19 protein-coding genes are annotated in these 24471 nt (G+C 50.7%); 16 read left to right on the top strand and 3 right to left on the bottom strand.

Going from position 1 to position 24471, the window contains the following annotated elements; genetic code table 11:
- Window positions 1–83 precede the first annotated feature (83 nt).
- Window positions 84–1166: a putative lipopolysaccharide heptosyltransferase III gene (gene rfaQ / locus ACTHUR_RS05090; RefSeq protein WP_049337016.1), complete on the top strand. Its 1083-nt coding sequence runs from the start codon at window positions 84–86 to the stop codon at window positions 1164–1166.
- 6 nt (window positions 1167–1172) lie between these two features.
- Here the strand turns inward: rfaQ and ACTHUR_RS05095 are convergent, their stop codons facing one another.
- A complete protein-coding gene (locus ACTHUR_RS05095; RefSeq protein ID WP_049337014.1) occupies window positions 1173–2153 on the bottom strand; it encodes a hypothetical protein in 981 nt (326 codons plus the stop codon).
- Between the two features lie 362 nt (window positions 2154–2515).
- On the opposite strand from ACTHUR_RS05095, the gene ACTHUR_RS05100 reads away from it, so the two are divergent.
- Both ACTHUR_RS05100 and pncB read left to right on the top strand, forming a co-directional pair.
- On the top strand, window positions 2516–3811 hold the full coding sequence (locus tag ACTHUR_RS05100) for a M23 family metallopeptidase (protein ID WP_003748435.1): 1296 nt from the start codon (window positions 2516–2518) through the stop codon (window positions 3809–3811).
- Between the two features lie 92 nt (window positions 3812–3903).
- Window positions 3904–5124 (top strand): nicotinate phosphoribosyltransferase, encoded by a 1221-nt coding sequence (gene pncB, locus ACTHUR_RS05105; RefSeq protein ID WP_039861840.1) that lies wholly within the window; start codon window positions 3904–3906, stop codon window positions 5122–5124.
- A gap of 39 nt (window positions 5125–5163) precedes the next feature.
- Here pncB and mtgA read toward each other — a convergent pair whose 3' ends face one another.
- Window positions 5164–5865, bottom strand: coding sequence for a monofunctional biosynthetic peptidoglycan transglycosylase (gene mtgA, locus ACTHUR_RS05110; RefSeq protein WP_004518794.1), 702 nt, complete (start codon window positions 5863–5865; stop codon window positions 5164–5166).
- A gap of 2 nt (window positions 5866–5867) precedes the next feature.
- Window positions 5868–6677 (bottom strand): shikimate dehydrogenase, encoded by an 810-nt coding sequence (gene aroE / locus ACTHUR_RS05115; protein ID WP_004518793.1) that lies wholly within the window; start codon window positions 6675–6677, stop codon window positions 5868–5870.
- A 197-nt stretch (window positions 6678–6874) separates the two neighbouring features.
- On the opposite strand from aroE, the gene glnA reads away from it, so the two are divergent.
- From glnA to ACTHUR_RS05180, 13 genes are all read left to right on the top strand, one after another.
- Window positions 6875–8293, top strand: coding sequence for a type I glutamate--ammonia ligase (gene glnA, locus ACTHUR_RS05120; protein ID WP_004518791.1), 1419 nt, complete (start codon window positions 6875–6877; stop codon window positions 8291–8293).
- A gap of 375 nt (window positions 8294–8668) precedes the next feature.
- A complete protein-coding gene (locus ACTHUR_RS05125) occupies window positions 8669–9319 on the top strand; it encodes a site-2 protease family protein (protein WP_004518789.1) in 651 nt (216 codons plus the stop codon).
- Window positions 9320–9450: 131 nt separating this feature from the next.
- Complete coding sequence (dusB, locus tag ACTHUR_RS05130) at window positions 9451–10455, top strand: tRNA dihydrouridine synthase DusB (RefSeq protein ID WP_004518788.1); 1005 nt, start codon at window positions 9451–9453, stop codon at window positions 10453–10455.
- Between the two features lie 38 nt (window positions 10456–10493).
- Window positions 10494–10766, top strand: a complete 273-nt coding sequence (locus ACTHUR_RS05135; protein WP_004518787.1) for a hypothetical protein — start codon at window positions 10494–10496, stop codon at window positions 10764–10766.
- A 130-nt stretch (window positions 10767–10896) separates the two neighbouring features.
- Window positions 10897–11418, top strand: coding sequence for a hypothetical protein (locus tag ACTHUR_RS05140; RefSeq protein WP_004518786.1), 522 nt, complete (start codon window positions 10897–10899; stop codon window positions 11416–11418).
- 119 nt (window positions 11419–11537) lie between these two features.
- Window positions 11538–11777 carry a Fis family transcriptional regulator gene (locus ACTHUR_RS05145; RefSeq protein WP_003684241.1) on the top strand — a complete coding sequence of 80 codons (240 nt, stop codon included), beginning with the start codon at window positions 11538–11540 and terminating at the stop codon, window positions 11775–11777.
- A 43-nt stretch (window positions 11778–11820) separates the two neighbouring features.
- Window positions 11821–12555 (top strand): glutamine amidotransferase-related protein, encoded by a 735-nt coding sequence (locus tag ACTHUR_RS05150; protein ID WP_004518785.1) that lies wholly within the window; start codon window positions 11821–11823, stop codon window positions 12553–12555.
- A 76-nt stretch (window positions 12556–12631) separates the two neighbouring features.
- On the top strand, window positions 12632–13507 hold the full coding sequence (locus tag ACTHUR_RS05155) for a DMT family transporter (RefSeq protein ID WP_288971014.1): 876 nt from the start codon (window positions 12632–12634) through the stop codon (window positions 13505–13507).
- A gap of 65 nt (window positions 13508–13572) precedes the next feature.
- Window positions 13573–14391, top strand: a complete 819-nt coding sequence (locus ACTHUR_RS05160) for a hypothetical protein (protein WP_004518783.1) — start codon at window positions 13573–13575, stop codon at window positions 14389–14391.
- A gap of 108 nt (window positions 14392–14499) precedes the next feature.
- Window positions 14500–15669 carry a chloride channel protein gene (locus tag ACTHUR_RS05165; protein WP_314574835.1) on the top strand — a complete coding sequence of 390 codons (1170 nt, stop codon included), beginning with the start codon at window positions 14500–14502 and terminating at the stop codon, window positions 15667–15669.
- A 162-nt stretch (window positions 15670–15831) separates the two neighbouring features.
- Window positions 15832–17412, top strand: a complete 1581-nt coding sequence (gene purH, locus ACTHUR_RS05170; protein ID WP_295698640.1) for a bifunctional phosphoribosylaminoimidazolecarboxamide formyltransferase/IMP cyclohydrolase — start codon at window positions 15832–15834, stop codon at window positions 17410–17412.
- Between the two features lie 155 nt (window positions 17413–17567).
- Window positions 17568–17696 (top strand): hypothetical protein, encoded by a 129-nt coding sequence (locus tag ACTHUR_RS05175; RefSeq protein WP_256388401.1) that lies wholly within the window; start codon window positions 17568–17570, stop codon window positions 17694–17696.
- Between the two features lie 764 nt (window positions 17697–18460).
- On the top strand, window positions 18461–24471 hold a 6011-nt coding region (locus ACTHUR_RS05180; protein ID WP_440392565.1), incomplete at its 3' end, for a collagen-flanked surface repeat-containing protein.

Here is a 24471-nt window from a genome sequence, read left to right on the forward strand (position 1 = left end):
TCAGACGGCCTGTTTTGTATTTTATGAAACCTGTTTTCCGCTTTACAATAGCAGCCAATCAACAGGCCGTCTGAAAGTTTTGTATGTCTTTAGCCCAACCCAAACGTATTCTGATCATCAAATTGCGCCATCATGGCGATGTGCTTTTGAGCACGCCGGTGGTCGATGCGCTGAAAACCCGTTTCCCCGATTGCGAAATCGATATGCTGGTGTATGCCGGTACGGAGCAGCTGATTGCTGATAATCCGCAGATTGCGCAGATTTTGACCATTGATCGAAATTGGAAGAAGCTAGGCGTATTCAAGCAGTTGGCGTGTGAGAAAAACCTTTTGTCTAAGCTGAAGGCGCGCGATTACGACTGGGCTTTCAACCTGTCCGACCAATGGCGCGCGGCAATAATCGCCAAACTGTGCGCCCGTTGCAGTGTGGGTTTTGACTGCATCAAGCGCGACGGTTTTTGGTGGCGTTTCTGTCATGATTTTATCAACCATGAGCTTGATCCCAGCCATCATATCGTTGAAAACCAATTGAATATCCTTGCGCCGCTTATCCAGCCTGAAGACGTCGCCGATGCGAAGGTACGCCTTTGGGTAGCACAAGATGCAAGGGAAAGCATGCAGCAGAAATTGCGTGAGCAGGGGTGGAGCGGTGAAGATTATGTGTTACTGCACCCGGGTGCGCGTTGGCATTTCAAATGTTGGGAAGACGGCAAAAACGCCGCCATCGTACAACTTCTGCTCAACAGCGGACAGAATGTCGTATTGACTGCTTCTCCCGACACTGTCGAACAATACATGCTTCAGGAAATTATAGGCCGTCTGAATATTCCGGAAGGCAGAAAAGTATATGTGTTGTCCGGATGTTTGAGCCTGCGTGAATTGGCGGCGGCCATTGAGGGCGCCAAGCTGTTTGTCGGTGTCGATTCCGCACCGATGCACATCGCTGCAGCTTTGGATAAACCGCAAATCGCTTTGTTTGGCGCATCATGGGTGGATAAATGGCGTCCGTATTCCGAGCAGGCCGAAGTCATTTATGCCGGCGATTATGCCGAACTGCCTCACCCCGACAGTATCGATACCAACGATCCGACACGTTTGTTGAAAGCGATTCCTTTGCAGGATGTGTGGGATAGAATTTCTGCCAAATTGGAGGCGTTGGAGGCTTAAAACCGCTTACCACGATCCGTTAAACGTTTTAGCTTTGCGCCAAAATGCCCATTTGGAACGGCGGCCGATTTCCAGCGTGCCGCCGTTTTCGCCGTCTGTGGTAATGCATACAGTTTTCAGACGGCCTGAGGCGAGTGCGTCCCATAAAGGCGAAAACCAACGGGTTTCCCAGCTTTCCAAAATATCTTTGTATGCCCAAACATCGCCTGTCTGTAAGGTGGAAACCAAGTCGTCCAAAAAGATAAGGCCGTCTGAAACTGTGCTGCCTGTTTCTTGAACCATCTCAAACCAAGCCTTCAAATCATACGGCGCATCGAGTTTGGGCGTATCTAAAAAACGCGCCCATGCGCTGTCTGAGGCGACAATATCCGCAGACTGTGTGCCGTTCGCATCGTTCCACAGCCACAAACCGTTGATTTCCGGCAATCCTTGTTGTTCACGCGCTTGGTTAATCGGATGCGAGTGGAGAAACATTTGGATTTCCGTCTGCACGGCCAACCAAGACACCGCATCTTTGCCGTGCGCCTGACCGTCCATTTCCGGCTGCCCGCACACATCCAAAACACATTCCGCCCCCCAATCTTCTATCGTCGGCATACTGAGCAGCCACATGCTTTCGCAAAGCGGCTCGAATTGCCAATCTTTATCTTGATAAAACGCCGACAAGTCCGCACATAACCGTTGCGCCTCCTCTTTTTGGATGCCGATAAACTCGCCACTGATAATGTTGACATGGTGCATGCCCATCTGTTGCCAAACCGGAGAGGCAAAAGCGGCTGTGCGTTTTTGGCTTGTGTGGCGTAAACGTTGCACTTGGGCAATGAGGCTGCCGCCCCACAAATGGCGTCCGTAAAATTCAGACGGCCTGAGTGTTTCTTTGCGTAATGTGCCGTAACGCAAAAGACGGTTAAAAGCAGGTAAGGCAAGCTCAGGGACGGATTCGTCGGCAAAGCGGTTGAGTGAGGGGAGGGCGAGGGTCAGCTTCATAAGCGCAAATAGATAGAAAAACCGTTATTTTACGCGACAAATGATGCGTTTCGGAACCTTGCCCTCACGTACTCAAAAAGAGCCGTTCAGACGGCCGGTTTGGAAAAAACGGGCTGCCATGCTAAAATGCGTGGCGTAAATTTCAGAAAAACAGGGTGTAAATCAACACAATAGCCCTGATAATAACGTCAATCTCAAACACGACCTCATTCATTCCGAATGAAAACCTGATTTTCAGATCGGAAAAAAGACTCAAAGTCCTTTATCCCCAAAACTGTTTAAACCAGCAGGCGGTCGCAGCAGGCCGGATGTGCCGGCATTCTGCAAACCTCAAAAACAGACCGCCCCATTAAGGATAACGCGTGATTAAAAACAAATATTCCACTCGATTCAAAGCAACCCTCTTAGCGTTTCTGCTGCCGGCTTCAGGCATCATGACCGCATACGCCATTACCGACCCTCAACCTGCACAAACCGATTTTAAAGTCGAGCGTATTTCCGAAGAGCTGCCTGCCGTTTATGTGGAAACCAATACCTATCAATCCAGCTATTGGGCGCAAGAAGCCGTCCAAGCCGGCGACTCTTTGGCAGACGTTTTGACACGTATGGGTGTCAACCAAGAAGACATCAAGCAAATCATGGCGAAAAACAATGCCAACCTCGACATGAAAAACCTGCGGACCAACCAATCCGTCAACATCCGCATCGATTCTTCAGGCCAAGTGACCGACGTTCAATTCTTTACTGATGAAGAATTGGAACGCAACTTGGTGGCTTTGGAAAAAGTCAAAGGTAAATGGCGCATCTCCAATGCCGAAATCGACATGAAAACCATGCCGACCCTGCGTTCTGTGCAAATCCGCACTTCCGCCATCGGCGATATGCTCCGTGCCGAAATCCCTTCCGAAGTGTATATCCAGCTCAAAGAAATCTTTGCCGACTCGTTTAATATGAGCGATTTGAAAGAAGGCGATACCGTGCGTCTTTTGTACAACAGCATGTATTTCCGCGGCCAACAAATGGCGGTCGGCGATATTTTGGCGGCTGAAGTGGTTAAAGACGGCAAAACCTACCAAGCCTATTATTACAGCCAAGGCAAAGGCGACGAAGAAAGCGGCAGCTACTACGACCAAAACGGTAAGTCCCTGCAACAAAAAGAAGGCTTTAATACCGAGCCTGTTGCATACACGCGCATTTCTTCCCCGTTTGGCTACCGTGTCCATCCGGTTTTGCATACCGTTCGTATGCACACCGGTATCGACTATGCCGCGCCGACCGGTACGCCTATTAAGGCTGCTGCCGACGGCGAAGTGATTTTCAAAGGTTGGAAAGGCGGCTACGGCAATACCGTGATGATCCGACATGCCAACGGTGTGGAAACCCTGTACGGCCACATGAGCGCGTTCAGCCCTGCCGACGGCAGAGTCCGCGCCGGCGAAGTGATTGGTTTTGTCGGTACAACCGGCCGTTCGACCGGCCCGCACCTGCACTACGAAGCACGCGTCAACGGCCAGCCGGTCAACCCGACTACCGTCGCCCTGCCGACGCCGAAATTGACCCCGACCAATATGGCCGCGTTCCGCAAACAGCAAAAAGATGCCAGCACGATGTTGTCTACCATCCGCTCTTTGCCGGTTTCCGTAGCGCAGCTGGATTAATAAGATAAAGGCCGTCTGAATAAGGTTTCTTTCAGACGGCCTTTCCCATTAAAATTGATACCTCAACGCCCACGTTTACTCAGAGAAAACTTATGTCTGCTTATCAGCCCATTATCCAATCCCTGCTTGATACCGACCTGTACAAATTCACCATGCTGCAAGTCGTGTTGCACCAATTCCCGCAAACCCACAGCCTCTACGAATTCCGCTGCCGCAACAAAGAGATGGTGTATCCGCTGGCCGATATTCAAGAAGACTTGGAACGCGAGCTCAACGCCCTGTGCCAGCTGCGCTTTACCCATGACGAACTCGACTATCTGCGCAGCCTGCGTTTTATCAAAAGCGATTTTGTCGATTATCTCGAACTTTTTCAACTCCAACGCCGCTTCGTCCAAGTCAGCCCTGACGATCAAGGCCGTCTGAACATCCGCATCGAAGGCCCGATGGTACAGGCGATGTTCTTCGAGATTTTTATTCTTGCCATCGTCAACGAACTCTATTTCCGCCGCTTGGAAACGCCTGCCGTCATCGAAGAAGGCGAGCGCCGTTTGCAGGCCAAAGCGCAACAGCTGAAGGAAATTGCGGCTACACAAAATCCGAATGATCCGCCGTTCCTTATTTCCGATTTCGGCACACGCCGCCGCTACACCCTTGCATGGCAGGAACACGTTATCCGCACCTTGTTGGAAGCCGCTCCCGACATCGTGCGCGGTACCAGCAACGTTTATCTGGCCAAAAAGCTCGGCATCACACCCATCGGCACCATGGCACACGAGTTCCTCCAAGCCTTCCAAGCCTTGGACGTACGTTTGCGTAATTTCCAAAAAGCCGCGCTGGAAAGCTGGGTACATGAATACCGCGGCGACCTCGGTATCGCCCTGACCGACGTAGTCGGCATGGATGCCTTCTTGCGTGATTTCGACCTGTACTTCGCCAAACTCTTCGACGGCCTGCGCCACGACAGCGGCGATCCTTATGTTTGGGGCGACAAAGCCTACGAGCATTACAAAAAACTTAAAATCGACAGCCGCACCAAAATGCTGACCTTTTCAGACGGCCTCGATATTGAGCGTTCATGGGCGTTGCACCAATACTTCAAAGACCGTTTCAAAACCAGTTTCGGTATCGGTACCAATCTGACCAACGACTTGGGACACACGCCTTTGAACATTGTTTTGAAGCTCGTCGAGTGTAACGGCCAATCCGTCGCCAAGCTCTCCGACTCCCCGGGCAAAACCATGACCACCAACAACACCTTCCTCGCTTACCTGCGCCAAGTGTTTGACGTACCGGAGCCGGAAGAGAAAGCCTAAAAACAAAGGCCGTCTGAAATGTTCAGACGGCCTTTTTCATTAATCCATATCGCTTTCAGGTAATTCTGCCGAACCCATGCGGCGCAGGATGATATTGGTTTTGTTGTGCATCCGTTTGCTCTTAGGGTGGTCTGCGTAAAACAGCGGAGCCGGAACGCGCGCCGTGAGTTTGGCGGCTTGTTGGCGGGTGAGGGCAGAGGCAGGTTTCTTGTAGAAATACTGGGACGCCGCTTCCGCGCCGAATACGCCGTAGTGCCATTCGATTGAGTTTAAATACAGCTCAAAAATGCGGTCTTTGTCTGTAACCGCTTCCATCATTGCCGTAATTGCCGCTTCTTCGCCTTTGCGGATGTAGCTGCGGCTTTCGTTGAGAAACAGGTTTTTCGCCAGCTGCTGGCTGATGGTCGAACCGCCGGCTTTGACTTCGCCGCTTTGCTTATTGCGTTTCATGGCGTATTTGATGCCGTTCCAGTCAAAGCCGCTGTGTTCGGCAAAGTTGGCGTCTTCGGAAGCAATCAGGGCTTTTTTGAGGTTGACGGAAATTTGGTCGTAAGGCACCCAGCGGTAATCCAGCTTGACATCGCGGCCTTCTTTTGCAAACTGGCTCATGCGCATGGACATGAAGGCGGTTTTGCTGGGCGCGACGGCGCGGTAGGTAATGATGTTGCCGTACACATAAGCGTTGAAGAAAATGAAGATGCCGATGGGCAGGGCAATCAGCCATTTGATGATGCGGAACATGGTTACAGGGCTTTCATGTATTCGATAACAGGGCGGATATCGGGCGTAAATCCGCGCCAAGTATGGTAAGAGGCGGCAGCCTGACCGACCAGCATGCCCAGGCCGTCTGAAACTTCGGCCGCGCCGTTGCTTTGGGCAAAGTTCAAAAACGCCTGAGCCGCTTCGCCGTAAACCATATCGTAGGCAAGGCGGCAGCCGCGGAAAATTTCAGGGCTGACGGCAGGAAGCTGACCGCTCAAGCCGCCGGATGTGCCGTTGATGATGATATCAAAACCGCCGTTCAAATCCGACATCGGGACGGCTTCAATGCCGAAAAGCCGCGCCAATTCCTCGGCCTTGGCGTGGGTGCGGTTGGCAATGACGATACGGGCAGGGCGGTGTTCTTTCAAAACAGGAATCACGCCGCGTACCGCGCCGCCTGCGCCCAAAAGCAAAATGGTTTTGTCTTCGATGGCAATATTTTTGACCTGCGTGATGTCGTTGGCCAAACCGATACCGTCGGTATTGTCGCCGCGTATCCTGCCGTCTTCCAACCACACTAGCGTATTGACCGCGCCGGCAGCCAAAGCGCGGTCAGAATGCTCGTCCGCCAGCGCAAAAGCTTCCTGCTTGAATGGGACAGTTACATTCGCACCTTGCCCGCCCTCGGCACGAAACGCCGCAACAGCCTCGGCAAAACCGCCGATTTCGGCACAAATGCGCTCATATTCGATGTCGATGCCTTCATGAAGGGCAAACTGCCGATGGATTTGCGGCGACTTGCTGTGGGCGACGGGGTTGCCGAAAACGGCGTAACGCGGAGTGTTGTTCATAAAATGGGTCTGAGAAAACAAAAGAAAAGAGTGCTTATTATAGCGGTCTTTATGTTAAGAAAGCGTAATGTAAAATTGTTGACAATTAAACAGTCTGAAACTATATTTCATTGCGTAAAAACGGGTGCCCTGATGTATTTCAGACGGCCTTACCGTGATAGAATAACAACTTAAACCCAATCCCTCAGGAGCTGAAGATGTCCATCAAAGACGCTGTAAAACTGATTGAAGAAAGCGAAGCCCGCTTCGTAGATTTGCGCTTTACCGATACCAAAGGCAAGCAGCACCACTTTACCATCCCCGCCCGCATCGTTCTCGACGATCCCGAAGAATGGTTCGAAAACGGTCAAGCGTTTGACGGTTCGTCCATCGGCGGTTGGAAAGGTATTCAGGCTTCCGATATGCAGTTGCGTCCCGATGCGTCTACAGCTTTCGTCGATCCTTTCTACGACGATACCACCGTTGTCTTTACCTGCGACGTTATCGACCCTGCTGACGGCCAAGGTTATGACCGCGACCCTCGTTCTATCGCACGCCGCGCCGAAGCCTATTTGAAATCTTCCGGTATCGGCGACACCGCCTATTTCGGCCCAGAACCTGAATTCTTCGTCTTCGACGGCGTAGAGTTCGAAACCGACATGCACAAAACCCGTTACGAAATCACTTCCGAAAGCGGCGCATGGTCAAGCGGCCTGCACATGGACGGTCAAAATACCGGCCACCGTCCGACCGTCAAAGGCGGTTACGCGCCTGTTGCACCGATTGACTGCGGTCAAGACCTGCGTTCTTCCATGGTCAATGTTTTGGAAGAACTCGGCATCGAAGTGGAAGTGCACCACAGTGAAGTCGGTACCGGCAGCCAAATGGAAATCGGCACCCGTTTTGCCACTTTGGTTAAACGCGCCGACCAAACCCAAGACATGAAATACGTGATTCAAAACGTCGCCCACAACTTCGGCAAAACCGCTACCTTCATGCCCAAACCCATCATGGGCGACAACGGCAGCGGTATGCACGTTCACCAATCCATTTGGAAAGACGGTCAAAACCTGTTCTCAGGCGATGGCTATGCCGGTTTGTCCGATACCGCCCTTTATTACATCGGCGGCATCATCAAACACGCCAAAGCCCTGAACGCGATTACTAATCCGTCCACCAACTCCTACAAACGCCTCGTGCCGCACTTTGAAGCACCGACCAAACTGGCATATTCCGCCAAAAACCGTTCCGCTTCCATCCGTATTCCGTCCGTGAACAGCAGCAAGGCACGCCGCATCGAAGCGCGTTTCCCTGATCCGACCGCCAACCCATACTTGGCGTTTGCCGCTTTGTTGATGGCCGGTTTGGACGGTATTCAAAACAAAATCCATCCGGGCGACCCTGCCGATAAAAACCTGTACGACCTACCTCCGGAAGAAGATGCATTGGTGCCTACCGTTTGCGCCTCTTTGGAAGAAGCACTGGCCGCCCTCAAAGCCGACCACGAATTCCTCCTGCGCGGCGGCGTATTCAGCAAAGACTGGATCGACAGCTACATTGCCTTTAAAGAGGAAGATGTCCGCCGTATCCGCATGGCACCTCATCCGCTGGAATTTGAAATGTATTACAGCCTGTAAAACAGCTGAGGCATTTTAAATAGGAAATCAAAGGCCGTCTGAAACTGGATTTGAAGTTTCAGACGGCCTTTAGGCTTGAAATAGATAGGGCAATTGAATTAGGTATGATAGCGAGAAGCAATAAATCATGCCGTTTGAAAACCTTTATGGAATCGGTATTGCGTGTTAAATTTCAGCATGACAGGCCTTTTATTAAAGATATTCGCCATTACTTTATAGTGAACCAGTCTTCAAATTTAATCCTCAAGGTAAAGGCATTACTTGGGAAGAGCTGAAAGAGTCTTTCGATTCGGATAAGACAGAAGAAGATTAAAGCCTCAGGCCGTCTGAAAGGATATTTTCTGTTTTCAGACGGCATGTTTGATAAGGAAAACCATGTTTGCAAATTTTGATTTAGGCGTATTTCTGCTGGCAGTATTGCCCGTGTTGTTGGCCATTACCGTGCGCGAAGTGGCACGCGGTTATACGGCGCGGTATTGGGGCGACCATACTGGCGAGCAGCTTGGGCGTTTGACGCTCAATCCGCTGCCGCACATCGATCCTGTCGGTACGATTGTCGTGCCGTTGGTGTGTCTGATGATAGGCAGTTTTCTGTTCGGCTGGGCGCGTCCCATGCCCATCGATTCGCGCAATTTCCGTGATCCGCGCCGCGCGTGGCGTTGGGTGTCGATTTCGGGTCCGATAGCCAATCTGATTTTGGCGTTCTTCTGGGGTTTTGTCGTCGTACTTGCCGCGTATGTGCCTGAGTCTTATCAAGCGCCCTTGGCGCAGATGGCCGGTTACGGCGTGATGGTGAACTCGATTTGGGTCGCATTCAGCCTGATTCCGATTTTGCCTTGGGACGGCGGTATTTTTATCGATACCTTTCTCAACGCCAAACAGTCCATGCAGTTCCGTAAAATCGAGCCATACGGCACATGGATTATCCTGATCCTGTTGTTTACCGGCCTGCTGGCCAAACTGATTTGGCCGATTATTGCCATGATTCAGGACGCAGTGCGGATGGTTGTCATGTTGTTTATTTAAATGTTTTGGCTGAAAAGGCCGTCTGAAACTCAGTTTCAGACGGCCTTTTTCATTGTGCAACATGTAAATACAATTGGAAAAATTGCTTAAAAATTGTACAATTTCAGCCCTTTCAATTTGGCGCACACATCATGCACATCGGCGGCTATTTCATTGACAACCCCATCGCACTCGCCCCCATGGCAGGCATTACGGACAAACCGTTCCGCCGGATTTGCCGCGAGTTTGGCGCAGGGTGGGCGGTATGCGAAATGCTGACCAGCGATCCGAGCTTGCGCCATACCAAAAAAACTTTGCGCCGCAGCGATTTTGAAGGCGAGGGCGGAGTGGTGGCCGTGCAGATTGCCGGCAGCGATCCGCAGCAGATGGCGGAAGCCGCGCGGTATAACGTCGGCTTGGGCGCTCAGGTGATTGATATAAACATGGGCTGTCCGGCCAAAAAAGTCTGTAATGTGCAGGCAGGCAGCGCATTGATGCAAAACGAGCCTTTGGTTGCCGAAATCTTGGAAGCCGTTGTCAACGCGGTGGACGTACCCGTTACCCTCAAAACCCGTTTGGGCTGGCACAATGAACATCAAAATTTGCCGACCATTGCCAAAATCGCCGAAGAATCAGGCATCGCAGCCCTTGCCATCCACGGCCGCACCCGTACGCAGATGTACAAAGGTGAAGCGCGTTACGAACTGATTGCCGAAACCAAAGGCCGTCTGAACATTCCCGTTTGGGTCAACGGCGATATTACTTCGCCGCAAAAAGCTGCCGCCGTCCTCAAGCAAACCGCCGCAGACGGCATCATGATAGGGCGCGGCGCACAAGGCAGTCCGTGGCTTTTCCGTGATTTAAAACATTACGCCGAACACGGCGTTTTGCCGCCGGCCTTAAGCTTGGCAGAATGCAACGCCACCATTTTGAACCACATCCGCGCTATGTATGAATTTTATGGCGAAGTGGCCGGCGTACGCATCGCCCGCAAACACATCGGCTGGTACATCGATGAAATGCCCAACGGCGAGCAAACACGCCGAGACATCAACCGCTTGGACAGCGCCGCAGCACAATACGACACCCTTGCCGCCTATCTTGAGACGCTTTCAGAGAAAACCGACCGTTGGGTATGCCACTATCGGGAAGGCTAAAGGGTTTCAGACGGCATTTTTCTTTTGGGGAAGTAAATATGAAATTGACCTCACGGTTCAAACGCTTCGGCATAGCCGTGCTGTTGCTGACAGGATTTGGTATTTATGCTTATGACTACAATCTGATAGCCTGTAAATTAATGGATCGCTATTGGAATGAAGACAAGAGCAGGTGCATGAATCCTGATTGTCGTCAACATGATGCTTGTATGCTGAGTGCAGGTAAGGATAAAGCAACATGCGAAACCATCCGCCCCGGTGACAGTTTGGACAAGGCTTGGTATGTACTGGGCAAGCCTTGGTATGAGTAGAACGGGCGTTTCTTTTGGGGTAATAAATATGGAGATAATGTAGCAGAAATCGAACCTGACGGAGAAAAGGTTGGCAAGATTACTTGCTTTGAGCAGTAGGTTGTGTGAGGAGATGGTTTCAGGAAACCCTATGTTTCAGTTGATTAAACGTATATTTTCTAAAAAGCATCAAGCTGATTCCATGTTTCCGCGCAATCGTTTCGAACATGTGGATTGGGAACAGGAATTGGCTGATGCCACTCGTCGGCTGGTCAATGATGAAGGGCATTATGACGAGCAGGGTAATACGGTTGAGCTGGAGTTAAGTGAGGGAGCGCATAATATCCTGCTGTATTTTGCCTCAGGGGATGAAGCTCAATGTATGGAAATCCTGCAGCGTTTGAACGCATGGGATAATCAGGTTCAAACCTCTCTGGAAAAAGAGGCTCAATCGCCTATTCCTAGAGCGTATCAAGAAATAGGATATAACCGCCAATCTTGGGAAAAAGCACGGAAATTTCATGTTTGGATAGTCAATTGTGAAGAAAAACCGTATTCCATTCGTTACGTTGCCGATCATGCCAATAATGAATTTGTTATCTATCTGGCTCAAGAAAACGGGATATGGCGGGCATTTTGGGATAGTAAATTACAGAAATCTATTGCAGTATAAGATTTTGATAAAAAATAAGAATTGAATAGAGTAAATTTCTCAATCAAATTAAATAAACGCCGTCTGAATGTTCAGACGGACTCATCATCTAAAAACAAATCTAAAGAAAGACAATCACGATGAATCAAACGACGACTGACATTGCGCAATGTATTGAACAAAACTTACGACAATACTTCAAAGACTTGGATGGTACGGAACCTTGCGGTGTGTATGATATGGTATTGCATCAAGTGGAAAAGCCGATGCTTGCCTGCGTGATGGAGCAATGCGGCGGAAACCAGTCTAAAGCGGCCGTTATTTTGGGTTTGAACCGCAATACCCTGCGTAAAAAATTACAACAGCACGGTATGCTGTAATACGGCAGGGCAATCCGTCCTGACGGTCGAAGGAGAAATAACAATGCAAAATCCGAATAAATTAAATATCCATTTCATCTTGCACGAGGCATTTGAAGTGCCGGGAGCATATTTGAAATGGGCGCAATGGCGCGGACATAACATCAGTACAACCAAAGTGTACGAAAGGGAAACCCTGCCTGACAATGTGGACGATATAGATTTTTTGATTGTGATGGGCGGGCCGCAATCGCCTGATGAAGACAGGCAGGCATTCTCGTATTACGACCCCGAATCCGAGCTGCGCCTGATGCGTCAGGCGATGGCGGCGGATAAATATATTGTCGGCGTGTGTTTGGGTGCGCAGCTTTTATCCGTTGCCTACGGCGCGCGCCACACACGCAGCCCTGAGCGTGAAATCGGCATTTATCCGATTGAGCTGACGGCGGAAGGTTTGGCGGATGCCCATGTTTCCCTGTTGGGCAAAACCCTGAATACCGGCCATTGGCACGGCGATATGCCCGGTTTGACGGATAAGGCGGTTGTGTTGGCAACCAGCAAAGGCTGTCCGCGCCAGATTATCCGTTTTGCGCCCAAACATTATGCCTTCCAGGCCCATTTGGAGTTTGACCGTGAAGCCGTCGGGCTGCTGATTGCGGCGGACGGACGCGAAAATGTGGCCGAACAAAGCCAAGCCCAAACTTATGTCCAGCATCCGGATAAAATCGAAGCGGCGGATTTCAGTGAAATGAATGCCAAACTCTTCGACTTTTTGGATTCTCTGACGCAGACAAAATAAAAAAGGCCAACCCTCCAGGCCGTCTGAATAATAAATATAGAGAAGAAACGATTAACCCTTTTTAAAAGGTCGGACCATGTTCTATCAAATACTTGCCCTGCTGATTTGGGGCAGCTCTTTTATCGCTGCCAAGTATTCTTACGAGATGATCGACCCTGCGCTGATGGTTGAGGCACGGTTGTTGATTGCCGCGTTGATGGTACTGCCGTCGTGCCGCCGTCATTTGGGAAGGATTCCGCGGAGCGAGTGGAAGCCGTTGTTATGGATTTCCTTTGTCAACTACGTTGTCGTTTTGATGCTTCAGTTTATCGGTTTGAAATACACGTCTGCCGCCAGCGCGATTACCATGGTCGGGCTGGAACCCTTGCTGGTGGTTTTTGTCGGTCATTTCTTTTTCAGCGACAAAGCGAAAATTTACCACTGGATTTGCGGCGCGGTGGCGTTTGCCGGCGTGGGCATGATGGTAATGGGCGGTGCAGAAGAAGGCGGCACGATTGATTGGTTCGGCTGTTTGCTGATTTTGCTTGCGGGATTGGGTTTTGCAGGCGTGATACGACCGAGCCAGCAGATGATTGCCCGCATCGGTGCGCCTGCATTTACCGTGGCTTCCATGGCGGTGGCGGCGGTATTGTGTCTGCCGTTTTCGCTGGTGTTGGCAGACAGTTATCAAATCAACTGGTCATGGGGCGGTACGCTGTCGATTTTGTATATGGGGATCGGTTGCAGTTGGCTTGCCTATCTGTTGTGGAACAAAGGCATGAACAAAGTCCCTGCCAACGTCTCCGGCCTGCTGATTTCGCTTGAGCCTGTCATCGGCGTTATCATGGCGGTGTTAATTTTGGGCGAACATTTAAGTGCTATGTCTGCGATGGGCATTACCGTTGTTATTGCGTCCACTTTTGTCGCCGGTATGTTGGCGCGTGTCAGCAACAAACACAAAAAGGCCGTCTGAAAACGGTTTCAGACGGCCTGAAGTAAGCAGTATCTTTTTTCAATAAACATTTTGGGAAAATTTCTATGAAACGCATTATCTCCCTGCTTTTGCTTGCCTGCCCTATTTTGACGTCGGCTGCACCCGATAACGACAAAGCCGCTGTACAGGCCGTCATTGCCAAGTATTACAACCGACCGCTTGCCGCGCACAAATGCCAGCTCGCCAAGCCGCCGAAAGACAGTGAGACAGCATCTGACAACATTATGTATTGCATGAAACCTGTTGCCAATCATACCGTAACGCGCAACGGCAAAGCCGCGCGCTATGTGTTGTACACAGGTTTTGCCTACGATATGGAACAAAAAGTAAAACAGGACGCTCATGTTTCTTCCGGTCTGGCAGAATTGTTTGTTTTGGAGAAAACAGACGGCAAGTGGGCAATCAAACAGCACGGAAAAGATAAAATCGGCGCATGGGGCGAGCCGCCGGAGAATAAGGAATGGAAGTTTGTTCAGGTGGGCGCACAAAACTGGGGCTATGTTGCCGAATCAAGTTATACAGGCCAAGGCGACACGACGACTTCGCAAAACTTCCTGTTTACCGATGATAGCAACCGAATCCGCAACAGCGTCATGATCAGCGGTAACGATAACGGCGCATATTTTGGCGATTGCGATGAATTGAAAGGGCGTGAAAAACGCCTCTGCAAAGACAGATATACCAGTCTGGAAGCCAAAATTGCTTTTGACAAAAGCCGTCCTGCCGTATCCGGCGTATGGGCGCTGACTGCAAAACTCAGCGGCGTATCAGGAAAGAAAAATTATAAAAATCAGAAATATATTTTCCCTTATAACGGCAAAACCCACGTCGCCCCCAAAAACTATCCCTTGGGCGGACAATAGTTCCCTCGAAAAACGCTTTGATCAAACCACTACTACCTCAAGTCAAATCCCGTGAAAGAAACGCATAAACTTTGGGCCGCCCTCATCATTACCGGCATCATCGGCGGCATGGTCGGCATTGTATTAACCGAAATCATGCATACGATTCAACATCTTGCCTACGGTTACGGTTCAGACGGCCTATACGTTTCATTCCGAGAGGGCGTAGCGCAGGCAAGTCCTGCGCGGCGTATCGTGGTCGTGGCCTGTTGCGGCGTGGTGGTCGGCTTGGGGTGGTGGTTGCTCAAACGCTACGGCAGGCCGCAACCGGGTATCAAAGCCGTGGTTAAAAATCCGCTTGCCGGTTTTCCGTTTTTTGAAACCGTCAGCCATGCCCTGTTGCAAATCATTACTGTCGGGCTGGGCTCGCCGCTCGGCCGCGAAGTTGCGCCGCGCGAAATGACCGCCGCTTTCGCCTCAGTCGGTGTCAACCGTTTCGGATCGAGCGAAGACGACGCAAGGCTGGTCATTGCTTGCGCCTCGGGTGCAGGTTTGGCGGCCGTGTATAACGTGCCGCTCGCCTCCACACTTTTCATCCTCGAAGCCATGCTGGGCGTATGGACGCAGCAAGCCGTCGCTGCCGCATTGCTGACTTCCGTCATCGCCACCGCCGTCGCGCGCATCGGCTTGGGCGACGTACAGCAATATCATCCGGCCAACCTTTCCATCAACACATCATTACTTTGGTTTTCCGTCATCATCGGCCCGATACTGGGCGCAACCGCCGTCGTTTTCCAGCGCACCGCCCAAAAATTCCCCTTCATCAAGCGCGACAACATCAAAATCATTCCCTTGGCCGTCTGCATGTTTGCACTCATCGGCGCGATTGCTGTTTGGTTTCCCGAAATTTTGGGCAACGGCAAAGCAGGCAACCAACTGACCTTTGGCGGATTGACCGACTGGCAACACAGCCTTGAGCTGACCGCCGTCAAATGGCTGGTCGTCTTGATGGCGCTGGCGGCAGGCGCATACGGCGGCCTGATTACCCCGTCCATGATGCTCGGCAGCACCATCGCCTTTGCCGCCGCAGCCGCGTGGAATACTTTCTTTCCTGCCATGTCCTCCGAAAGCGCGGCCGTTGTCGGCGCCGCCGTTTTCCTCGGCGTTTCCCTCAAAATGCCCCTGACGGCCATCGTCTTTGTTTTAGAACTCACCTACGCCCCCGTTGCCTTGCTCATGCCCTTATGCGCAGGCATGGCAGGCGCAGTATGCGTGGCGAAGAAAATGGGATTTAAATAGTCAAAAACATCAGGCCGTCTGAAACCGAGTTTCAGACGGCCTTTTACAATAAAATTGTCAACAATATCTATAAAAACCTACTGCCAAAAAGGCGAAAATAGCGGATAATACCGCCCTGAAAATTCATCCCATATCGATTAAACCTTCAACAAAGGAAATCTCATGTCTTCCATCAAACGCGCCCTGATCAGCCTGTCCGACAAGACAGGCGCAGTCGAATTTGCCCAAACCCTGACCAAGCTCGGTGTAGAAATCCTTTCTACCGGCGGTACAGCAAAGCTCTTGGCTGATGCAGGCGTTCCCGTTATCGAAGTTGCCGACTATACCGGTTTTCCCGAAATGCTCGACGGCCGCGTGAAAACCCTGCATCCGAAAATCCACGGCGGCATCCTCGGCCGTCGCGATTTGGACGAACACGTCGCTAAGATGGAAGAACACGGCATCGGCAATATCGATTTAGTGTGCGTCAACCTCTACCCCTTCGCCGCCACCATCGCCAAACCAAACTGCACATTGGAAGACGCGATTGAAAACATCGACATCGGCGGCCCGACCATGGTGCGCTCCGCCGCGAAAAACTGGAAACACGTCGCCATCGTTACCGACACCGCCGATTTCCCGGCCATCGCAGCCGAACTCGAAGCCAACAACGGCGCATTGAGCGACAAAACCCGTTTCAACCTTTCACGCAAAGCATTCAGCCATACCGCCCAATACGACGGCATGATTTCCAACTACCTGACCTCGCTTTCAGACGACGTCTTGAGCGGTCAGCCCCAAATCGGCGAATTCCCAAGCCAGTTCAACCAAAGCTGGATTAAAGTGCAAGACATGCGCTACGGCGAAAATCCGCACCAACGCGCCGCGTTCTATCGCGATATTTATCCAGCCGCAGGCAGCCTTTCCGCCTACAAACAGCTGCAAGGCAAAGAATTGTCGTACAACAACATTGCCGATGCCGATGCCGCATGGGAAGCCGTCAAATCCTTTGATGCGCCGGCCTGCGTGATCGTGAAACACGCCAACCCGTGCGGCGTAGCCGTTGCCGCCGATACCTTGACCGCCTACAAACTCGCCTACGCCACCGACACCACCAGCGCATTCGGCGGCATCATCGCCTTCAACCGCGAAGTGGACGGCGAAACCGTCAAACAAATTACCGACAACCAATTTATGGAAGTCCTCATGGCGCCGAAGTTCACCGCCGAAGCCCTCGAAATCGCCGCTGCCAAGAAAAACGTGCGCGTATTGGAAGTTCCGCTCGAAGCAGGTGCCAACCGCTTTGAACTCAAACGCGTCGGCGGCGGACTGTTGGTACAAACCCCCGATATCCACCGCCTCAACCGTGCCGATTTGAAAGTCGTCTCCAAACGCCAACCGACCGAGCAAGAATGGAACGACCTGATGTTTGTATGGAACGTCGCCAAATACGTCAAATCCAACGCCATCGTCTTTGGTAAAGGCGGTCAAACCTACGGAATCGGCGCAGGCCAAATGAGCCGCGTGGACAGCACCCGTATCGCCGCCCGCAAAGCGCAAGATGCCAATCTCGACCTCAACGGCGCCTGTGCCGCTTCCGATGCCTTCTTCCCATTCCGCGACGGCGTAGATGTCATTGCCGAGCAGGGCATCAAAGCCATCATCCACCCTGCAGGCTCCATGCGCGACCAAGAAGTCTTCGACGCAGCGGACGAACACGGTATTGCGATGGTAGTAACGGGTATTCGCCATTTCCGCCACTAATAAGCTGATATAAAATAAAGGCCGTCTGAAAACCGATTTCAGACGGCCTTTTTCAATACATTAAATCAAGACAAAGCAACAAAGCCATATCCATTCCGATTCATACGGCAACAAAACGTCCCAAGTCTAAAACCAACCCACTCAGAGAAAAAAACATGAAACACATCCTCCTCATCCTGACCCTCGCCACACTCACCGCCTGCGCCTCCAGCCATACCGGCGGCTACGGCTATGCAGGCAACAACGGCGCTTCCGCAGGCGTAACCCAAACATTCCGTTGGTAAGGCCGTCTGAAATACGGCATGGTGTTACACCATAAAAACAGACCGATTCCAAACGTAAAGGCAAGTTTTACACTTGCCTTTTTAACGCTGTCCATCGGCTCAATAGCGCATAAATTCGTATCATTTGGTTACTATTTATATGTTAGGAAACGTCAAAGGTCGTCTGAAAACAGGCCATATAAACCTATCACACGTTTTAAGCCGATCTTCAATACAAATTTCATTAATTCTCTAAATAAAAGCCCACATTTAAATCTATCACTAAAGAAACTATTCAAATTATATATTATTTATCAATCATTATTGTTTGAGAATAAAAAAGTAAAATCAAATAGCTAGAAAAACCGTTTAAAAAAAGCAACAAGTAAATTTAACGGGCATGACCGTTGAGGCCGAAAAAGTAACACTTTATCGGAAGAGTTGATTTGTAAAACCAAACGCATATAAAATTTGGACAAGGATTCCGAATGCATTGAAAGAAGCTGACAAAAAGTGACTGGTTAAGAAACAAGCTGACAAAAAACGGCACATCGTTTCCCAAACTTCACAAGCTTCCCAAAATGTATCAGCATAAAATCCCATAAAACAGGAATTTAGCTGCCATTCGGCCGAGTGGAAACTTTTGGCACGGGAATTGCATACAAGAGATTACGACGTAAAACCGCATAAAGGGGAAACTCTGAAGTGCGGCATATGTATGGGCAGGCGGTTTATAGCCGAGCAAACGTCCCAAAAGAAATCAAACCCCTTACAGGAAAATCGATATGAATAAAGTCTTTAAAGTCATTTGGAACCACGCGACCCAGACATGGACCGCGGTTTCCGAAATCAGCCATGCACACGGCAAAAAATCCGCTTCTGACAAGCGTAAAGCCGTAGCTGCTGCAGTTGCAGCGGCAGGTGCGTTGATGGCTTCTAGTGCTGCTCAGGCAGGTGTAGATTTGGGTGGTAGTGCGGTAAACATTACTCCAAATGGTACTTACAACGGTTCTAACAGAAACGTTGGTGTCAACTCTGTTGTAGTGGGTTATCAAAATACTGCCAGCAGTCAAGATGGCACTATCGCTTACGGTGCTAACAATACTGCGACTGCAAACGCAGCATTGGCAGTAGGTAATAACAATATCGCAACCGGCGGTGCATCGACTGCAATGGGTGTAAGCTCTGTTGCAAGTGGTGAAGCTTCTGTTGCAATCGGTAATGTAGCCCAAGCAACTCAAATTCGTGCGACTGCAGTAGGTAACCGTGCAACTGCTACTCAAGACTCCGCAAGTGCATTCGGTAACCGTGCAAATGCTGGTGCACAATTTGCAACAGCTATTGGTGATAACTCCAATGCAAATGCTGCTGCAGTTGCTGTAGGTACGCATGCAAACGCCGAAAAACAAGATTCTATCGCTATTGGTAATAACGCTCATGGTGCTTGGACCAATGCTATTGCTGTCGGTAAAGATACTGTAGCAAGTAAAGACCATGCGATGGCAATGGGTACCAGCTCAAATGCGTCAGGTGTTCAAGCTGTCGGCGTTGGTTCATATACAAAAGCAGAAGGTAATCTGACAGTTGCAGTTGGTCCATATGCGCAAGCCAATAAAGAAGCTGCAGTTGCTGTAGGTTCTAACGCTACTGCTGCTGAGTCTAACTCTATTGCTGTGGGTCAAACTGCCACTGCGTCTAACAATAACTCCATTGCTGTCGGTACTAAAACAGTTTCTAGAGGCGATAACGCAATTGGTATCGGTGCTTATGCTGAATCAACTGCTAACCGTGGTACCGCTATCGGCGTATTGTCTCAAGCTAATGGCACAGGCTCATTTGCTGGTGGTGCATCCGCTCAAGCAACAGGTGAAAATTCTGTAGCTATTGGCGGTGCGATGGATGGTACTCTGGGTAATAAAGCAGGTACTGCTGCTAAAGCAATCGGTAACAACTCTATCGCTTTGGGTACTCAATCTAAAGCTGCTGGCAATAACTCTATCGCTCAAGGTAACGGTGCAACTGCTAAGCAAGCTGCTGACGTTGCCGTAGGTCATGCTGCTACAGCTGACGGTACTTCTACTGGCGCTGATGGCGACGGCGTAGTAAATAATGCCGGTTCGGCAATGGCAATCGGTACAGAAGCTCAAGCAACCGGTATCGTAGCAACAGCCATCGGTGAGCGCTCTAAAGCTCTGGCAAACGGCGCGGTAGCATTGGGTGGCGACGCTCAAGCCAAACAAGGTTCTGACGTAGCAATCGGTCGTGGTTCCGTAGCTGATGGTACTTCTGCTGCAGCATTCGGTCCTGCTGCTACAGCAACTGGTAAATACTCAGTAGCTTTGGGCGTACAAAGTAACGCTGCTTCTAAACAAGCAATTGCATTGGGCCGTGGTGCTCAAGCTAATGGCGGTGAATATGCAACTGCTCTGGGTAACGGTGCTCAAGCAACAGCTAAAAACACTCTGGCTTTGGGTACTGAAGCTAAATCTACTATCGAAAACAGCGTAGCTCTGGGTAACGGTTCTACAACCAGCAACTTCGTACCTACTAACACTGCTACTGTTGGCAGCTACACTTACAGCGGCTTCGCAGGTGCAACCAGCGGTTTGGGCAATGGCGCAGTATTGTCTGTAGGTTCTGCAGGTAAAGAACGTCAAATTCAAAACGTTGCCGCAGGCCGTATCTCTGCAACTTCTACCGATGCAATCAACGGCTCTCAATTGTACGCTGTTGCAAATCGCATCGAAAACCTGAATCCATTTGTATTCTCAGGCCACAATGGTAGCGGTAGCTCACCTGCTGAAGGTACTTACAAATACGATCCTAAATCAAATGCCAATAACACCCTGAAACTGATCGCCGGTAACGGTTTGACAATGACCTCAAACGGCACTAACGAATACACCCTGAGCGTAATCGGTGGTGGTTCTACTGGTGCTTCCGGCGCGACTGGTCCTAAAGGCGATACTGGTGCAACTGGTGCTAAAGGCGATACCGGTGCAACTGGTGCTACTGGCGCAACTGGCCCTAAAGGCGAAAAAGGCGATACTGGTCCTGCTGGCCCTAAAGGTGATACCGGCGCTACTGGCGCAGCCGGCGCTAAAGGCGACAAAGGCGATACTGGTCCTGCTGGCCCTAAAGGTGATACCGGTGCTACTGGCGCAGCCGGCGCTAAAGGCGACAAAGGTGACACTGGCGCAGCCGGCGCTAAAGGCGACAAAGGTGACACTGGCGCAGCCGGCGCTAAAGGCGACAAAGGCGACAGCATCACAGGTGAAGTTGTAGATAATGGTGACGGTACCCATACCATTACTATTACTAATCTAGGTGATGGCTCAGTCACTACTACCATCGTTAAAGACGGTAAAAACGGTAAAGATGGTAAAGACGGCGCTACTGGCGCAGCCGGCGCTAAAGGCGATAAAGGTGACACTGGCGCAGCCGGCGCTAAAGGCGACAAAGGTGACACTGGCGCAGCCGGCGCTAAAGGCGACAAAGGTGACACTGGCGCAGCCGGCGCTAAAGGCGACAAAGGTGACACTGGTGCAGCCGGCGCTAAAGGCGACAAAGGTGACACTGGTGCAGCCGGTGCTAAAGGCGATAAAGGTGACACTGGTGCAGCCGGCGCTAAAGGCGACAAAGGCGACAGCATCACAGGTGAAGTTGTAGATAATGGTGACGGTACCCATACCATCACTATTACTAATCTAGGTGATGGCTCAGTCACTACTACCATCGTTAAAGACGGTAAAAACGGTAAAGATGGTAAAGACGGCGCTACTGGCGCAGCCGGCGCTAAAGGCGATAAAGGTGACACTGGCGCAGCCGGCGCTAAAGGCGACAAAGGTGACACTGGCGCAGCCGGCGCAGCCGGCGCTAAAGGCGACAAAGGTGACACTGGTGCAGCCGGCGCTAAAGGCGACAAAGGCGACAGCATCACAGGTGAAGTTGTAGATAATGGTGACGGTACCCATACCATCACTATTACTAATCTAGGTGATGGCTCAGTCACTACTACCATCGTTAAAGACGGTAAAAACGGTAAAGATGGTAAAGACGGCGCTACTGGCGCAGCCGGCGCTAAAGGCGATAAAGGTGACACTGGCGCAGCCGGTGCTAAAGGCGACAAAGGTGACACTGGCGCAGCCGGCGCTAAAGGCGACAAAGGCGACAGCATCACAGGTGAAGTTGTAGATAATGGTGACGGTACCCATACCATTACTATTACTAATCTAGGTGATGGCTCAGTCACTACTACCATCGTTAAAGACGGTAAAAACGGTAAAGATGGTAAAGACGGCGCTACTGGCGCAGCCGGCGCTAAAGGCGATAAAGGTGACACTGGCGCAGCCGGTGCTAAAGGCGACAAAGGCGACAGCATCACAGGTGAAGTTGTAGATAATGGTGACGGTACCCATACCATCACTATTACTAATCTAGGTGATGGCTCAGTCACTACTACCATCGTTAAAGACGGTAAAAACGGTAAAGATGGTAAAGACGGTGCTACTGGCGCTACTGGTGCAACCGGTGAAAAAGGTGACACCGGTGCAACTGGTGCCGACGGTAAGAACGCTGAAGCCGACGTTAAAGACAACGGCGACGGTACCCACACTGTAACCATCAAAGACGGTAACGGTAACACTACTACCACTATCGTTAAAGACGGTGCAACTGGTGCCAAAGGTGATACCGGTGATACCGGCGCTACCGGTGCAACAGGTGCCGACGGTAAGAACGCTGAAGCCGACGTTAAAGACAACGGCGACGGTACCCACACTGTAACCATCAAAGACGGTAACGGTAACACCACTACTACCATCATTAAAGACGGTGCAACTGGTGCCAAAGGTGATACCGGCGCTACCGGTGCAACAGGTGCCGACGGTAAGAACGCTGAAGCCGACGTTAAAGACAACGGCAACGGTACTCATACTGTAACCATCAAAGACGGTAACGGTAACACCACTACTACCATCATTAAAGATGGTGCAACTGGTGCCAAAGGCGATACTGGTGCAACTGGTGCCGACGGTAAAAACGCTGAAGCCGACGTTAAAGACAACGGCGACGGTACCCACACTGTAACCATCAAGGACGGTAACGGTAACACCACTACTACTATCGTTAAAGACGGTGCAACTGGTGCCAAAGGCGATACCGGCGCAACTGGTGCAACAGGTGCCGACGGTAAGAACGCTGAAGCCGACGTTAAAGACAACGGCAACGGTACTCACACTGTAACCATCAAAGACGGTAACGGTAACACCACTACTACCATCGTTAAAGACGGTGCAACTGGTGCTAAAGGTGACACTGGTGCAACTGGTGCAACTGGTGCCGACGGTAAGAACGCTGAAGCCGACGTTAAAGACAACGGCAACGGTACTCACACTGTAACCATCAAAGACGGTAACGGTAACACCACTACTACCATCATTAAAGATGGTGCAACTGGTGCCGACGGTAAGAACGCTGAAGCCGACGTTAAAGACAACGGCAACGGTACCCACACTGTAACCATCAAAGACGGTAACGGTAACACCACTACTACCATCATTAAAGATGGTGCAACTGGTGCCGACGGTAAGAACGCTGAAGCCGACGTTAAAGACAACGGCGACGGTACTCATACTGTAACCATCAAAGACGGTAACGGTAACACCACCACTACCATCGTTAAAGACGGTGCAACTGGTGCTAAAGGTGACACTGGTGCCGACGGTAAGAACGCTGAAGCCGACGTTAAAGACAACGGCAACGGTACCCACACTGTAACCATCAAAGACGGTAACGGTAACACCACTACTACCATCATTAAAGATGGTGCAACTGGTGCCGACGGTAAGAACGCTGAAGCCGACGTTAAAGACAACGGCAACGGTACTCACACTGTAACCATCAAAGACGGTAACGGTAACACCACTACTACCATCGTTAAAGACGGTGCAACTGGTGCTAAAGGTGAAGCTGGTAATACTGGTGCAACTGGTGCCGATGGTAAGAATGCCAAGGCCGATGTTAAAGACAATGGCGACGGTACTCATACAGTGACCATCGTTGACGGTGACGGTAAAACTACTACCACTATCGTTAAAGACGGTAAGAACGCTGAAGCCGACGTTAAAGACAACGGCAACGGTACTCACACTGTAACCATCAAAGACGGTAACGGTAACACCACTACCACTATCGTTAAAGACGGTGCAACTGGTGCTAAAGGTGACACTGGTGCCGACGGTAAGAATGCTGAAGCTGAAGTTAAAGACAACGGCGACGGTACTCACACTGTAACCATCAAAGACGGTAACGGTAATACCACTACTACCATCGTTAAAGACGGTGCAACTGGTGCTAAAGGTGAAGCTGGTAATACTGGTGCAACTGGTGCCGATGGTAAGAATGCCAAGGCCGATGTTAAAGACAATGGCGACGGTACTCATACAGTGACCATCGTTGACGGTGACGGTAAAACTACTACCACTATCGTTAAAGACGGTGCAACTGGTGCCAAAGGCGATACCGGTGCAACTGGTGAAAACGGTAAGAACGCTGAAGCTGAAGTTAAAGACAACGGCGACGGTACTCACACTGTAACCATCAAAGACGGTAACGGTAACACCACTACTACTGTCGTTAAAGATGGTGCAACCGGTGCAACTGGTGCCGACGGTAAGAACGCTGAAGCTGAAGTTAAAGACAACGGCGACGGTACTCACACTGTAACCATCAAAGACGGTAACGGTAACACCACTACTACTGTCGTTAAAGATGGTGCAACCGGTGCAACTGGTGC

The sequence above is a fragment of the Neisseria sp. P0021.S007 genome (assembly GCF_051956855.1).